The 14449-nt window shown below is 38.2% G+C and carries 19 protein-coding genes; 7 read left to right on the forward strand and 12 right to left on the reverse strand.

What is annotated here, in order from left to right; all coding sequences use genetic code 11:
* Positions 1-105: 105 nt before the first annotated feature.
* Positions 106-669, reverse strand: a complete 564-nt coding sequence (locus C7B62_RS20155) for a Dps family protein (protein WP_106241379.1) — start codon at positions 667-669, stop codon at positions 106-108.
* Positions 670-1103: 434 nt separating this feature from the next.
* Here C7B62_RS20155 and C7B62_RS20160 point away from each other — a divergent pair, with 434 nt between their 5' ends.
* Both C7B62_RS20160 and C7B62_RS20165 read left to right on the forward strand, forming a co-directional pair.
* A complete protein-coding gene (locus C7B62_RS20160) occupies positions 1104-1373 on the forward strand; it encodes an Asr1405/Asl0597 family protein (protein WP_106241383.1) in 270 nt (89 codons plus the stop codon).
* A 93-nt stretch (positions 1374-1466) separates the two neighbouring features.
* Positions 1467-2264, forward strand: a complete 798-nt coding sequence (locus C7B62_RS20165; protein WP_106241386.1) for a hypothetical protein — start codon at positions 1467-1469, stop codon at positions 2262-2264.
* A 93-nt stretch (positions 2265-2357) separates the two neighbouring features.
* Here the strand turns inward: C7B62_RS20165 and C7B62_RS20170 are convergent, their stop codons facing one another.
* Positions 2358-3365, reverse strand: coding sequence for a GTP-binding protein (locus C7B62_RS20170; protein WP_106241389.1), 1008 nt, complete (start codon positions 3363-3365; stop codon positions 2358-2360).
* Positions 3366-3391: 26 nt separating this feature from the next.
* Positions 3392-4114, reverse strand: a complete 723-nt coding sequence (locus tag C7B62_RS20175; RefSeq protein ID WP_106241436.1) for a metallophosphatase — start codon at positions 4112-4114, stop codon at positions 3392-3394.
* Positions 4115-4580: 466 nt separating this feature from the next.
* On the opposite strand from C7B62_RS20175, the gene C7B62_RS20180 reads away from it, so the two are divergent.
* The 3 genes from C7B62_RS20180 (at position 4581) to hisA (ending at position 6741) form a co-directional block, all read left to right on the forward strand.
* Positions 4581-4802, forward strand: a complete 222-nt coding sequence (locus C7B62_RS20180; RefSeq protein WP_106241393.1) for a type II toxin-antitoxin system HicB family antitoxin — start codon at positions 4581-4583, stop codon at positions 4800-4802.
* A gap of 213 nt (positions 4803-5015) precedes the next feature.
* Positions 5016-5903, forward strand: a complete 888-nt coding sequence (locus C7B62_RS20185) for a carbonic anhydrase (RefSeq protein ID WP_106241397.1) — start codon at positions 5016-5018, stop codon at positions 5901-5903.
* 67 nt (positions 5904-5970) lie between these two features.
* Positions 5971-6741, forward strand: a complete 771-nt coding sequence (hisA, locus tag C7B62_RS20190) for a 1-(5-phosphoribosyl)-5-[(5-phosphoribosylamino)methylideneamino]imidazole-4-carboxamide isomerase (protein ID WP_106241400.1) — start codon at positions 5971-5973, stop codon at positions 6739-6741.
* Between the two features lie 147 nt (positions 6742-6888).
* Here hisA and C7B62_RS20195 read toward each other — a convergent pair whose 3' ends face one another.
* Positions 6889-7548 carry a ComF family protein gene (locus C7B62_RS20195; protein WP_106241404.1) on the reverse strand — a complete coding sequence of 220 codons (660 nt, stop codon included), beginning with the start codon at positions 7546-7548 and terminating at the stop codon, positions 6889-6891.
* Between the two features lie 209 nt (positions 7549-7757).
* Between C7B62_RS20195 and grxC the strand changes: the two genes are divergently transcribed.
* Both grxC and C7B62_RS20205 read left to right on the forward strand, forming a co-directional pair.
* Complete coding sequence (gene grxC, locus C7B62_RS20200) at positions 7758-8072, forward strand: glutaredoxin 3 (RefSeq protein ID WP_106241407.1); 315 nt, start codon at positions 7758-7760, stop codon at positions 8070-8072.
* Between the two features lie 154 nt (positions 8073-8226).
* Positions 8227-8478: a TIGR03643 family protein gene (locus C7B62_RS20205; protein ID WP_106241410.1), complete on the forward strand. Its 252-nt coding sequence runs from the start codon at positions 8227-8229 to the stop codon at positions 8476-8478.
* A 74-nt stretch (positions 8479-8552) separates the two neighbouring features.
* Here the strand turns inward: C7B62_RS20205 and C7B62_RS20210 are convergent, their stop codons facing one another.
* The 8 genes from C7B62_RS20210 to C7B62_RS20245 form a co-directional block, all read right to left on the reverse strand.
* Entirely contained in the window at positions 8553-9158 is a 606-nt protein-coding gene (locus tag C7B62_RS20210) for a HEAT repeat domain-containing protein (protein WP_106241413.1), read from the reverse strand.
* Between the two features lie 227 nt (positions 9159-9385).
* Positions 9386-9880: a bleomycin hydrolase gene (locus C7B62_RS20215; RefSeq protein ID WP_106241416.1), complete on the reverse strand. Its 495-nt coding sequence runs from the start codon at positions 9878-9880 to the stop codon at positions 9386-9388.
* A gap of 93 nt (positions 9881-9973) precedes the next feature.
* A complete protein-coding gene (locus tag C7B62_RS20220; RefSeq protein ID WP_106241418.1) occupies positions 9974-10528 on the reverse strand; it encodes a bleomycin hydrolase in 555 nt (184 codons plus the stop codon).
* Positions 10529-10808: 280 nt separating this feature from the next.
* On the reverse strand, positions 10809-11777 hold the full coding sequence (locus tag C7B62_RS20225; RefSeq protein WP_106241421.1) for a FecR family protein: 969 nt from the start codon (positions 11775-11777) through the stop codon (positions 10809-10811).
* 46 nt (positions 11778-11823) lie between these two features.
* Entirely contained in the window at positions 11824-12234 is a 411-nt protein-coding gene (locus tag C7B62_RS20230) for a 4a-hydroxytetrahydrobiopterin dehydratase (RefSeq protein ID WP_233220070.1), read from the reverse strand.
* A 103-nt stretch (positions 12235-12337) separates the two neighbouring features.
* Positions 12338-13273 carry an acetyl-CoA carboxylase, carboxyltransferase subunit beta gene (gene accD, locus C7B62_RS20235; RefSeq protein WP_106241426.1) on the reverse strand — a complete coding sequence of 312 codons (936 nt, stop codon included), beginning with the start codon at positions 13271-13273 and terminating at the stop codon, positions 12338-12340.
* Positions 13274-13296: 23 nt separating this feature from the next.
* On the reverse strand, positions 13297-13509 hold the full coding sequence (locus C7B62_RS20240; RefSeq protein ID WP_106241429.1) for a hypothetical protein: 213 nt from the start codon (positions 13507-13509) through the stop codon (positions 13297-13299).
* A 285-nt stretch (positions 13510-13794) separates the two neighbouring features.
* Entirely contained in the window at positions 13795-14385 is a 591-nt protein-coding gene (locus C7B62_RS20245; RefSeq protein ID WP_106241433.1) for a TerD family protein, read from the reverse strand.
* Between the last annotated feature and the right edge of the window lie 64 nt (positions 14386-14449).

The raw sequence follows: 14449 nt of genomic DNA on the forward strand, positions 1-14449 counted from the left end.
ATCAGTCTTTAAATTAATTATGCCTAGCTACTTAACAGTTATTAGTTAACCCGAAAGCAAAACATTACGCATTCACCAACGCCCAAATATTTCTTAATCATTGTGCTAATTAGAACCATTGGCACTATTCCCAACAAAAGCCAGAGTCAAACTATCGTGAACTAAAAAGTGGTGTAAGTGATAAGCTCTTTCTTCAGTTTTTAGCAAAATTTGCTCGTATAAATAGCGAGTAGCGCGATCGCCTAAACTTTCTGCTTGAGCAGCTTGTTGACGTAGTAACTTGATAATTTCTTGCTCGGCTGAGAGATCGTGTTCTACCATCTGACGTTCGCCAAACACACCATCTTCTTCTTGTTCAAAGCAGCATAATTCAGCCAGCTTACTAAAACTTGCAGCAGGAATACCACCCAAGCCGTTTTGACGTTCACCTATTTCGTGAACGTGACCCTGGACTTCTTCATAGCTTTCGGCAAAAAACTCATGCAGTGAATAATATTCAGAGCCTTCAACTACGAAATGGTGTTTTTGATATTGCAAGTATAAACCTTGGAAGCTAGACAAGACAGCATTAAAGCCTTCACAGACGGGGGTAGTAACGCTTTTATCTAGTAATACTGGATTATCTTCTACATGACCAAACGGACGTAATAAACCTGTGGTAGTAGACATAATTCTTGCTCTCTCATTCAATATTTTTCCTGGATAATATTAACCTAACACGAATAGCTTATTGCGAATCAAAAAGTCACTAAATAATTTTCAAAAACCTCAACCAAAAAAAATATTAATCTTTCTAAAGCTTATTACTTATGACTTATAAGCTATTGTTTTTCGGTTGCATCACATAAGTATTAGTTTTTGCAAAATACAATTGATTCTCAATAAGTAGTCAAAACTTATCGCAACTAAAGCATCATACAGAACTTGATTTGTAATCAAGATAATTTATATTTGTTGCTATCTATTAGCATTAAGCTGTATATTAGATTCGAGAAGCATGAGCTAACAATACTCCTGTACAAATACTTAGAGTCTTCGACTACGTTCATCAAAATACGCTTTATTAAAAAAATAAACTAATAATATTCTTGTTAAGCAAAAGCATGAAACCTAGTACTTCGAATCAGCCAATCACTCACTCTATTGAGATAAATTTTAATCAACGCTGGAGCATATATTATCGTTTACAGCAGCTCGAAATTCCTTGCAGCTGTTTAACCAATCAACCTCTACAAGTAGAAATCAATAATCCAAGTGCGATCGCTCAGCTTTGCTGTGTAGTCAAACAGTCAACTGCATCTCGTAGTGAGTTGATTGATTGGCTCGATAACTGTTGGAGAATTGAGAGCAAACGCAGAAAAAATAAATTCTGAACTTTGACGAGACGATTAATACAATTATGATCGATTAATAGTTATTGTAAGTTTGGGGTTAGCGAAGCGAACAATTCACGATCGATAAAAAATATGGATAAAAAAACTGATTACATATTCTCGATTAACACAGGAAGATCTGGTTCGGATTATCTGGCAAATATATTAAATCACATTTCAGGTTGTCGATCTTTTCACGAGCCAAAACCAGTAGGTAATGGACAAGCTATGATTCGTTATTCCCGGGGTAATCTAGAGCCAATGAGAAAATTGGCGAAAAAAAAGGCTCAGATTATTAAACAGTTAAAGTCAGAACATCAAGTATATGTTGAAACAAATCACTGTTTCATTAAGGGATTTGGATGGTTTATTCCTCAGTATCTTCCTGAAGACAGAATAGGCGTTATTATTCTCAAGAGAGAAAAATCCAAGATCGCCAAGAGTCTTTTGAGAATAGGTTGTTCTCCCCTCAAGCGATTCGGCAGAGACTGGATTAGCACACCTGAGATGAAAGATCCTCTAACTACACCACCTAAACTCTTAATTTCTCCCAAGGTAACATACCAATATGCTCGTTTTGCGAAGTTGATGTTAAGGGGTAATAAAGGGCTTGTCAGAAACGTTTTCAAACAGGATTTCAAGTATCCACAATGGTTAATTGATTATGAGTTAGAATGTCTCCAGTGGTACGTAGAAGAAATACATAAAAAAACAACAGCTTTCAAACAAAAGTACCCTAAAATTAAGTATTACGAGACGAACATTGAAGATTTAAATTCTTTGGAGTCTGTTCAACAAATGATCGCCTATTTTGGATTACATCCAAAACCATCTTTGATGGACGTTGTTGGTAAGCCAACTAATTTGAAACTGCTTCAATTAAGAAATTAATTTAGTAAGTATTTATTTTTTGTTTATATATCCTAATCATTGCCAAAAATAAATTTCTACTTCAGCTACAAAAAAGTAGAAATTCATAGGAAATTAAGCGATGCACTGGGTACTTAAACAATTATTAAGTTTTTTAGTTAAAGATTCATCTAAATTATGTCCAATGAAAACAATTTCATTTTTTGGTTGAGTCTTCCAATCATCAGCTTCTAGATCGTAACGAGGACCACTAAGTTGAAAAATATGTCGTGATTCGCTTTCTTGAAACCACAAAATTCCTTTGGCACGAAACACATTATTTGGTAATTGTTCAGTTAAAAAATGCTCAAATTTCTTAAGTTCAAATGGGCGATCGCTTTGGAAGGAAACAAAACTAAAACCATCATTTTCTAAATGATTATTAAAAGATGCGCGATCGCGTCGAAACTCGGAAATCTGATCTTGATAATAATTTTCTTGAGTTATACCAATATCTAAAATTAGAGGTAAAGGTACTTTGCCATATTCACTCTGTAAAATTCTAAATCCTGGCTTAATATCACTAATAAATGCTTCTAATTCGGCAATTTGCTCCTTGGTTGCTAAATCAATTTTATTTAAAATAACCAAATCACCATATCTAATTTGGCTGAGTGCAGTGTCGCTCTCAAAATGTTTCAGATCAAAAGCTGCTGCATCAACAACTGTAATTACAGCATCGATGCGAGTTAAAAATTTTAATTCTGTAGAAAGAAAAGTTAAAAGAATTGGTAACGGATCAGCCAATCCTGTAGTTTCAATTACTAAATAATCTACTTTTTCTTCTCTTTCTAAAACCCGATAAACAGCATCTACCAAACTGTCATTAATCGTACAACAGATACAACCATTATCAAGCTCTACCATATCTGATTCAACTGAGATTAGCAGTTGCTCGTCAATGTTAATATCGCCAAATTCGTTAACTAAAATAGCTACTTTTAAATTATCTTTATTTTGTAAAATTTGATTGAGTAGCGTAGTTTTACCACTGCCTAAAAAACCAGTAATAATCGTTACTGGCATTCCAGTTTTAGGTATAGATGGTAAGGCATCGGATAGAGTAAAGTTTGGACGAGTCATATTTTTATTCAAGAAAAAAATCAAAACTAAGTAGCGAATCTCTGTTTGTTGCCATAATAAACTGTTTTAAACTCTAGGCGATCGCTTTTCGGACTATAGAGAGTATAAGTAGCCTTGCCTGGTTCTCTCCCCACATTTCCCACCCCGATAACTCTTCTTTGAGGTGCAGTAATAGTTTGAACAGGTTGCCGATCATCTAAAGTCATTACTGAACTATTAACCGAACCCCCTTGTAATTGATATTCAAATACTTGACCCGAACGACCACAAAAGAGATGATTTGCCTCTACTCTTTGCAAGCGGTCTAACATTTGCCAGGGTTTAGTTTCAGGGTTCAATTTATCACTGACACCGACAGTACTTCCGTGGATTAACAAACAATCCAGTTCAAAAAAACCAAAGTGACAATTGCGTAACCATTGTACGGTTTCGCGAGATACTGAATCCCAAAGAAGTTTAACAGTTTCTTTACCAAAGCGATCGATTAATTCTGTTGGTTCTGCCATCGAACCTAAACCATGTAAAGCAAAACATTGTTCTTCCCACCAACCAACGCATACTTGTGGTTCTAATTCTCCAGGTAAAGGGTTTTGAATGCGTTTAATTACTTTTTCGCTATCTGGATTAGCTGCTATTAAGTCACCCAAGATATAAAATTCTTCTACAGTAACTGTTTGGCTTTTGATATCTGCTAATACTGCCTCGTAAGCTGCTAAATTACCTTCAATTCCGCTTAATATTGCCCACATTTGGTTTTGAGGATTTTTAACTTTTTTCATAATGATTATCATTATTATGATAGGACAAATAACAATTTAATAGTAGAAGTCCCTGTACGATATACTTTTCTCTATGAGAAAAAAGGCGATCGCTGAATGATCGTCGAGCATCATTCGTATTCGTCTTGAACAAAATAAATAAACTATCTCAGCTAGGTAAAGTACAGCAATTATTTTCTTTTGTTTTGTCTTTGAACTTACAAGCCTGGTTTTAGTGATCGCTGTTTGAGTTAGATTTTGTTGAGCCAGAGCGATCGCTAAATTATCTCAATATAATATAAACAAGCTCTTAAGTAGCTAGGCATAATTAATTTAAAGACTGATATGAGGTGGTGGAGTAGGGGAGAAAAATAAGAATCCGTTATTTTATATTTAATTCCACCCAGCTACTTATAATTGAGAATATTGATTGTTTGTTTACTAAATCGAGTGATTAATGAAATTTTTGCAAGACTACACCATCGTTATTCGTCCTGACGATAATAATACTTTTGTTGCTTATGTACCTGCAATTGAAGGATGTCATGCTTGGGGAGAAACTTCTGAGGCAGCAAGAGCGGAGTTAAACAATGTGTTTGCTATGATACAAGAAGACTATCAAGAAATGGGGCATTCTCTTCCTCAAGATGTTGAATTGGTTGCTGCCAATGCCAGCTAAAGCAAAAGAATTAGAAAAAGTTGCTAAGAAACTGGGATTCAAGAAAGCGAGACAAAAAGGCTCTCAAAATCTATGCTGTTCATAAGGAAAGATATTTAGATGTACAGCTTGATAACTTTCATCTTCTGTCTTTTCTGCCTTTTTTCCTAATTCACACCAGACGTTAGATAATAAAGATTGAAGTTTTCAATTTTCAGAGCAGATAGGTAGAGAGTGAAGAAGTTAATTCGTGGTCTAGATAAATTCAGGAAAACATATGTCAGTAGTCATCAAGAGCTATTGGAGCAGCTTGCTCTTGGTCAGAAGCCGAGGGTACTATTTGTCGCCTGTTCAGATTCTAGAGTCGATCCGAACCTCATCACCAATACCGATGTGGGAGAACTCTTTGTCATCCGCAACGCAGGCAATATTATTCCTCCCTACGGTGCTGCTAATGGTGGTGAAGGTGGCACAATTGAATATGCCATCAGCGCTTTGGGGATCGAGCAGATAGTGATCTGCGGACATTCTAACTGCGGGGCAATGAAAGGATTATTAAAGCTTAATAAGCTGCAAAAAGACATGCCTCTGGTTTACGATTGGCTCAAGCACGCGGAAGCAACTCGTCGTTTAGTGATGGAAAACTATTCTCACTACAATGACGAAGATTTGATGGATATGCTGGTGGCAGAAAACGTCCTCATTCAAATTGATAATCTTAAAACCTATCCGATCATTAGAGCCAGACTACATCAAGGCAGACTGAAGATCTACGCCTGGGTTTACAACATAGAAACAGGAAATGTTTTAGCCTATGATGCTCGGACTCATACCTATATACCCCCTGAAGGACAACTATTGGAAGAAGAAGAGCCAGCACGATCTTTTTCCGTTAGTGGAGGCGATCGCGAGTCCCTTATTCCCGTCAAAAAAGAATTAGAAGCCTTGCTCAAAGTCTCTCCTAAAACTCCTCAAGCAGCGGAAGAAGCAACGCGATCTCTAGTTTATTTGTTTGATAAAGCCCGACGCTTGGGAATGAATAATATTGAATTACAAAACTATCATTCTTTATTCTCTGAATCAGTGCAGCTGTGGGCAGAGCAACTTTATGCCCGCACCTAATATTAGAAGTTAAAAGTTAAAAGTTAAAAGTTAAAAGTCAGTACTTAACAATTAGTAATCAGCAATTATGGAAGTCATTCCCGCAATAGATTTACTAGACGGCAAGTGTGTTCGTCTTTATCAAGGTGATTATAACCAGGCTTCAATTTACAACGACAATCCTGTAGAAGTAGCCCTGCAATGGGCAGCAGAAGGAGCAACCAGACTCCATGTAGTTGATTTAGACGGAGCAAAAGCAGGTAAATCAGTAAATCTGTCAGTAATTGAAGCGATCGCCTCAGCAATTGATATTCCCGTTCAGGTTGGCGGTGGCTTACGCGATCGCGAGGGTGTAGCTAGATTACTCAAGACGGGGGTACAGCGAGCTATTTTGGGTACTGTAGCAGTCGAAAAACCAGAGTTGGTCATTGAATTGTGTCAGGAGTTTCCCGAACGGATTGTTGTCGGTATTGATGCTCGTAACGGCATGGTAGCTACTAGGGGATGGTTGGAAACTTCCGAGGTTGCCGCGACAGATTTAGCTCAACGGATGGCTCAACAGGGAGCAGCAGCAATTATTTATACCGATATTCATCGTGATGGCACTTTATCGGGACCAAATATGGATGCTCTCAGAGAATTAGCCTCAGCAATTGATATTCCTGTAATTGCCTCTGGTGGGGTAAGTTCATTAACTGACTTATTAAGTCTTTTAGGGCTAGAGTTGATCGGCGTTACAGGTGTAATTGTTGGTCGGGCAATTTATACGGGAGATGTAAGTCTTAAAGAAGCCATCAGAGCTGTAGGGGAAGGGCGCTGGCAGGATGTTCCCCCAGAAACAAATACTTTTATTGTTTAGACTTAAATTCGGGAGAAGCTTAGAGCTTAAAGCTGACGTGAACTACCGAACGCTGAATCGAAGAATATAGACATGGGGCTTTTCGCCGACAAGCTAATTACTGCTCATTGCTTCGTTGTTCATTGCTCATTGCTCATTGCTCATTGCTCATTGTCGAATCCCTGCTTTAGCAGCTACTGCCACACCAATTACCTCAATCTGTTTGTGTTGAAGTATTTTAATTGCTTCTTTAACCGTAGTTCCTGTCGTATGAATATCATCTAGCAGCAGAACTGGATATTTTGGTAGTTTTGCACCTATTTGTAATGCACCCTGTATATTGTTATCTCTGGCTGCTAAAGTTTTTAGATTGAACATTGCTTCGGTTTCTTTAACCCGAATTAAAGCCTGGGTATTTAATTGATATCCTGTAGTAATTTGACAAAAACTTTTTGCCATAACTTCTGCCTGATTAAAACCTCGCTCTTCCTGCTTTTTGACATGTAGCGGAATTGGCACGACAGTTATTTTGGGTGGAAGTTTAATTGATTTACTCTCTAACCAAGCCTTTGCTAAAAGTATTCCCAACACATCCGCAATTTCTGGTTTACGCTGGTATTTCATCAGGGCGATCGCTCTTTTCAACTGTCCATCATACCTACCCCAGGCAAAGATATTCTGAGTCTGATCGAGCTTAAGGCGATCGCTTTTTGACAACTGATGACTAGACAGCTTTTGCCAACAGTATTCACATAAAATATGAGAAGTAGTGCGTTGACAAAATTCACAACGAGATTCGAGAAAAACCGAGAGCAGTTGTTTAAACATACTCTTAGCTTGCCCAAAATTAAACAGTGATTCTTGATGTTTGTGATTGTCATAAACAAGCTACAAGCTAGGAACACTTTAGAGCAGAATAGATAAATATATTTTATATTTGAGCGCTGCAATATCAGATGCGATCGCAAACTGTAGACATAGCAACAATCGCTATAATATACGCACAACACAAAAGTCAATAAAGTCAATTTTTGAAAATGCTCGATTTTCTTAATCCTCTTTTAAACCGCCATCCAGAGCGTATTAAAGCCAATGTAGAAATATACACCTGGGCGACTTGTCCTTTTTGTATTCGTGCCAAATTACTTCTGTGGTGGAAGGGAGTTAATTTTACTGAATATAAAATTGACGGTGATAATGAAGCTAGAGAGAGAATGGCGCAACGCTCAAATGGTAAGCGGTCTGTGCCACAAATTTTTATTGACGGACAACATTTAGGTGGTTGCGATGATCTTTATAAATTAGATAGTCAAAGACAATTAGACTCTTTATTAATTCAATCACCTAGATAGGTTAAACCCCTTGTGGAGTAGCGGTTGCCAGGAATCTAAATGAGAATACTTATTAATTGATCATTTATTTCTTTTGACCAAACTATAGCCATATTATTTAAGTAATAATGAAAATAATGTGTTGAGTATAAATTTCTAATATTTCCTAGTACTAATGAAATTACCAGAATTAGACGTTAAAACTATAGACCGCATAGTGGAAATGGCATGGGAAGATCGTACTCCCTTCGCTGCAATTGAAGCCCAATTCGGCTTAAAGGAGCAAGCAGTGATTACTTTAATGCGCCAAGAAATGAAGCATTCTAGCTTTAAAATGTGGCGTAAGCGAGTTACAGGACGTAAAACTAAACATCTGGTCAAAAGAGATTTTGTTGAAGGCAGATTTCGCTGTAAAGAACAAAAATAAGATTTGATAGTAAACGTTACGCCCCCCGCTCAAAAATCGCCTGAACTTTGTGCTGCTGTGACTATTAGTCAAAATTAACTGTCGTATTTCATCACCATCTCTAAACGAGATAGTGCGCTAGTTGCTGATTCTTGAAGGTAAGGATCGGCAGATTTATTTTGACTAAGATGCCTTAAAACTTCTACTCCTCTTTCGTCCCCCATTGAGCCTAAAGCATTGACAATCGACATTTGAACCACGATGTTGTCAGTGGTGTTTAAGGTTTCGACTAAAAGGTCAAATACTGGCGAGCCGATTTCACCCAAGGTCATCACCGCAGGTATGTTAACTACAGGATTGGGATCGTTTAATGCTTGCTTCAATCCTTGGATACCTTCTTCGGGCATTGGTACATCTGGATGATTAACGGCAATTTGTGCCAACACCTTGGCACAGCTAGAGCGCACTGTAGGGTTATCGCTATTTAGCAGTGCATTAACCACAGGAGAAACAACTTCTGCACCAATTACGCCTAAAGTTTTTACTGCTGCGCGACGATACTGTACATCTTCCTGGTCAAGAATGCTCATGAGACGAGGAATCGTATTTTCATCTTTCACCTCGGCTATTTCCCACATTGCTTTGCTGCGTAGGTTGGGATTGGGATGCTTCAGTTTGGCAAATAAAGCGTCAATAGTCATTAGTCATTAAATTTTATAATTTTTGATTAACTTTAGATCATTCTACAAATCTAACTACCTAATATTATTCAGCAAGCTAGCTAATCAAAAAAACAATTACACATACAACAGGAGCTTTAAGGCTGATACCAAAACCTACTAAAGTCACAGCAACAGACCTAAAGCCCCCATCATTGAAACAGACATATCATATCTGTCTATTAAAATTAAACTTTTCAACCAAACTCTTAAGAAAGAGAGTTGATTACGTAGTCTAATAGAGTATTGTATTCAACTAATGCTTGAGAAGACATATCGCGAGGAGCGCAACCACGGTTACGAGCAAAAGTCAAAGCTTCTACGTAAGGAGCAGTAGGCAAGTTCAAAGAACGATATACTTCACGTTGTCCAGCAATACCCCATTCGTCTAAAGGACCAGTACCACCAACAACTAAACAATAGTTAACTAAGCGCATGTAGTGCTTAACATCACGAAGACACTTGCTTTTGAAGGTGTCATTTGAGTTAGCTTCACCGTCGTTGTTCAAGTAAGAATACTTTTTGATAGCAGCATCATAAGCTTCTTGAGCAACTTGATCGATATTACCAGCTAGTTTCTCAGCAGCTTCCATACGAGCAGCAGCACGTTGAAGACTACCTTGGACTGACTCTAAGTCAGAAGTAGAGGGAAAGCGTCCCGCCGCATCAGCAGCAGTAACAACTGTAGTTACAACAGATTTCATTGATTAATTATCTCCTGAATTGCTTGAAATTAAATTATGGTAAGTTTTCAATGCTCGTGCCAACAGCCCAAAACATTGAGACTAAGCACAAACCTAGCTAAGGGCAGAAATTACTCTGTCGAAGTAGCTTGCAGCTTCAGAAGTGATTGCAGAGCAATCGCCATCTTTCATTTCCATTTTGCGGAATCTTTTGCCACCATTAGCTTCAGTATTGCTGTTATTAATGTGAGCCAAAGAAGCAGCTTTCATAATACCAACAGCGCGACCAGTAGATTGTAAAGGTACACCAAGAGCAGTGTAAGTTTCTTTCAATCCGTTCAAGCAACGATCTTCTAGTACGGAAGCATCGCCAGATAATAGAGCGTAAGTAATGTAACGTAGAACGATTTCACCATCGCGCAAACAAGCAGCCATGCGACGATTAGGATAACAGTTACCACCAGCTTGAATCAAGCCTTGGTTTTCGCAAATCATACCAGCAACAGCATCAGACACAATGCAACTAGCGTTACTAGCAATTGTGTTAACAGCGTCTAAACGTTTGTTTCCTTCAGAAATAAAGTTTTTTAGAGATTGTAGTTCGTTTCCGCCTATGCAAGCAGTTTTGCTATCTGCACTTACTACGGCTCTGGAAAAAGCGTCAAGCATTAAGCTCTCCTTAATTGTGACAACAAATTTATTTTTTATCTATTTTGATAGATGCATTTGATTCATCCATCGATATTGAAGATAAAAGATTAACCCTACAGTAGTCTCCTTTATTAAAAACAAAGTAATAATCTGTAATGTTTAAGTAAATCCTGTTACAGTTTAAGCAATAACTATAGAGTATGTTAAATAAATCTGTGAATCAAAATCATCAGCAGCAACAACTTGGGCAAAATCAATCTAAATTTAATTTGCTTAATTTTTCTTAACTTTTAGGTGATTAATTAGTGGATTTTAAATTTTGTGGGAGATGATCGGCGCAATATTTGCCTAACCAAATTACACCCTCAAGAGATCGCATTGGCAACAGGAATAGACCTTGCTCAGAAGTTGATAGATCCGCCTTAACCTTGGCAGGATTAAGACCTAGTATTTCTAAGAGAGAATCAAAGTTTTCCTCTTTTACTTGAACCTGGCAAAAGCCTCTTAACCAGTTTAATTGATTTTGTAATGGCGCGATCGCTTCTGCTTGAACTGCTCGAATAGTTTGCTGTACTTCTAGGGATTCTTCGGCGAGCAGCTTTTCCCTTGCTTCTGGTTCTAGACCCAAACTAGCCGCGAGTTCCACAGTCTCATAAAACATCGGCAAGACAAAATGTTCGACCAAACCTACAACTCCCTGCACAATTGTCACAAATTGACCTGCCTGTAAATGAATCGTTACTTCGCCATTAGTACTTTGCACCTTCACTAAACCCGCAGGACTATCCGTCAGAACTCCTACCAAAGATGAGCTATTTTTAGGGTTGTGCTGCACAAACAAAGCTGTTCCCTGAGAAACTATTTTAGCTTCAGGAGTAGTGATGGTGCTTTGTCCTTGTTCGGGACGAATCATAATCAAGGCAGCTCCACTGGTCAATTCAAAGCTGCGTTTACCAGGAGGAAAACGAAAGGTAGTACCTGCGCCTGTTCTCACCAAAGTGCCTTCATTAAATAGAATATCGGCGCGGGAATTAGCACCAGTACGCACAGAATCTTGAGGTACAATTACATCGCCAAGTTGGGCTTGACTCCAATCTTGTTTTTGACCATAGTTGATGTCGACTTGATTACGGATTTTGTAAATTTCGGCTTCTTTAATCACAGTATCAGCCGAAGTTGGAACGCTTAAAAAAGCAGCCAGGCACAAGCCGAGAAGCAGATTTTTAACCCAGTTATAAGGTACGCGATCGCGGAAAAACTGCTGCATTTATAGACTGATGTTTAATTAGTGACGACCAACTTACAATAGCATTTCATTTAGCAATATTGGAGATAGTTTTTGCCAAAGCAAAATCTTGATCAGTTAAGCCTCCTGCATCGTGAGAGGAGAGAGAAACAGTGACTTTATTATAGGAAATAGTCAAATCTGGATGGTGTTGGGCTGCTTCGGCAGGCTCAACTAATTGATCGACAAAAGCGATCGCTTCGACAAAGTTTTTGAATTCAAAAGTACGGGTAATTGTTTGTTTTGACTGTTGCCATTGAGGTATGGTTTGAATCTTTTGGTCAATTTCAGTTTGTGTTAAGGGTATGTCATTAGCCGTTGCTGATGCTGGCAATAAACCCAGGTTAGCTGCAATTATTAGAGGCATGACGATAAATAATTGCTTGGAGAAATAAGGTTGCATTGATATCAAGGAATTTAAATTTAATCTGTAGGTCATTAATAATTTAAATTGATCGAGTTAGAAGTAATACTAGTCAAGCTATAAGGTATCAGCTTTAACACCAATCACTTCACTATTAACTCTGACTCTTACAGTTTAATCAAATTTTAGTTGCTGCCGAATTTACTGACGAATAATGACCGTTTTTTTCTTCTAGGGGAGACATTAATGAATAAAAAGGCTGATGTAGACTAATTAACTGGGCTAAAGTTTTTCTTAAATTAGTTCGGGGTACAATCGAATCGACAAAACCATGCTCTAAAAGATATTCAGAGGTTTGAAAGCCATCGGGCAGTTTTTCTCGAAGAGTTTGCTCAATGACTCGTCTTCCAGCAAAACCGATAGTTGCCTTGGGTTCGGCAATAATCACATCTCCCAACATGGCGAAGCTAGCGGTTACTCCGCCCATAGTTGGATGAGTTAAAACAGGAATATAAAGTAACTTAGCCGTTTGATGGCGGTGTAATGCTCCCGAAATTTTTGCCATTTGCATCAGGCTAAATAAACCTTCCTGCATTCTTGCCCCACCTGAAGAACAGACAACTACGACGGGGAACTGTTCTGCCGTCGCGTGTTCGATTAAACGACAAAGCTTTTCGCCGACAACCGATCCCATACTCCCCCCCATAAAGCTGAAGTCCATGACTCCTAAAGCTACGGGTAAACCATCAATTAGACCTGTGCCTGTTTGCACTGCATCGGTTAGGCCAGTTTTTGCCTGATAGTCTTGGAGTCGAGCAGAATAGTCTTTGCGATCGCGAAATTTTAGTGGATCTATCGGCTGAATATTTTCGTCTAGAGGCTTCCAGGTATTTGGGTCAATTAGTTGCTTAATTCTTTCACTACTTTCTACCCGATTATGATAATTGCATTCAGGACAGACTAACTGATTAGCCTGAAGATCTTTTGTGTAAGCTACCGAGCTACAGGAGTTGCATTTAGTCCACAATCCATCAGCAATTTCTCGTTCTTGCTGTTTTTGTAAAGGAGCTTCAGTTTTTCGAATATTGGCGAACCAATCAAATAAAGAAGACATAAATTTAGGTTTTTTATAGGGCTTTAATCTTGAACATCTTCAGCGGGGCTGAGAAGTAGGAGGGCTGTCCACCGATCTTTAGTTCTTACCTGGATTGCTGCCTGGCTGCCATCGCCACAATATATCCCTGCACCAATATTAAGCACGCGACAAGGAATATCGTAAGCGTTTAATATTTGCTGCATCAACTCAGCCTCCCAGCGAGCTTTAGTCGTCTTTAGTGTAATCCAAGACACTGAATATTTACTGTATTTCTCTTGATCATATAAATTAATTTATCTAAAATAGCTTGATAAGCTTATCTCTTATTCTAAAATTTTCTGAGTCAATTGAAACAAAGATAGATTTGTTTCGATTTGAGGATAATCTCCCTTGAGACAGCTATAGGCTGTAAGCTATAATGTGTAAGCTTTTGGAATCTTCTCAATAACGCTCTGGGACGAAACAACAGCAAAAAATAGTTTTGTTCAAATTTCAAATGATATTTGAACTAAGGATTTGGCGTTGATCCCGAACTCAAGTTAAGTATAAATTTTGGCGATGTCTGCTAAGGTGGCAATCTTAAAACCGTTGCCGACTGCTGCCATTTTCCATTCTTCATTATGACGATAAACTTCGGCTAGAATCATGCCCGTCATCCCTTGATATTCTTCGCCTGAGAGATTATAGCGAGCCAATTCTTGATTACTATTGCGATTTACCATACGGACAAAAGCATTTTCGACCATACCAAAATCTTGGCGACGCTCGTTACATTTATAGATATTAATTGCAAAGAGCAGATAAACAATGTTAGGAGGAATTAACGGCAGATCGATGTTAATAATCTCGTCGTCTCCTTCCCCTGCACCTGTTAGGTTATCTCCTTGATGGGCGATCGCTCCAGAGCTATGTCTTAAATTACCAAAGTAAATTATATTTTTAACATCGAGTAATTTTTTATTATTATCCAAACACAAGACTGAAGAATCGAGGTCAAACTGTTTGTTCCCTCCCCAAAATCCGCCAGATTTCTGGGCAACATCCCAACCCAACCCACACATAATCTGCTGCAAACTGGGATCTTCTTTGGTTAATGAAATTCGTTGTCCTTTCTTTAAATTAATTGCCATAGTTTTGATTATTGATTATTAGATTACTGCTCATTGCTCATTGCTCATTGCTCATTGCTCATTG

It is taken from the genome of Pleurocapsa sp. CCALA 161, from assembly GCF_003003995.1.
GTDB lineage: Bacteria > Cyanobacteriota > Cyanobacteriia > Cyanobacteriales > Xenococcaceae > Waterburya.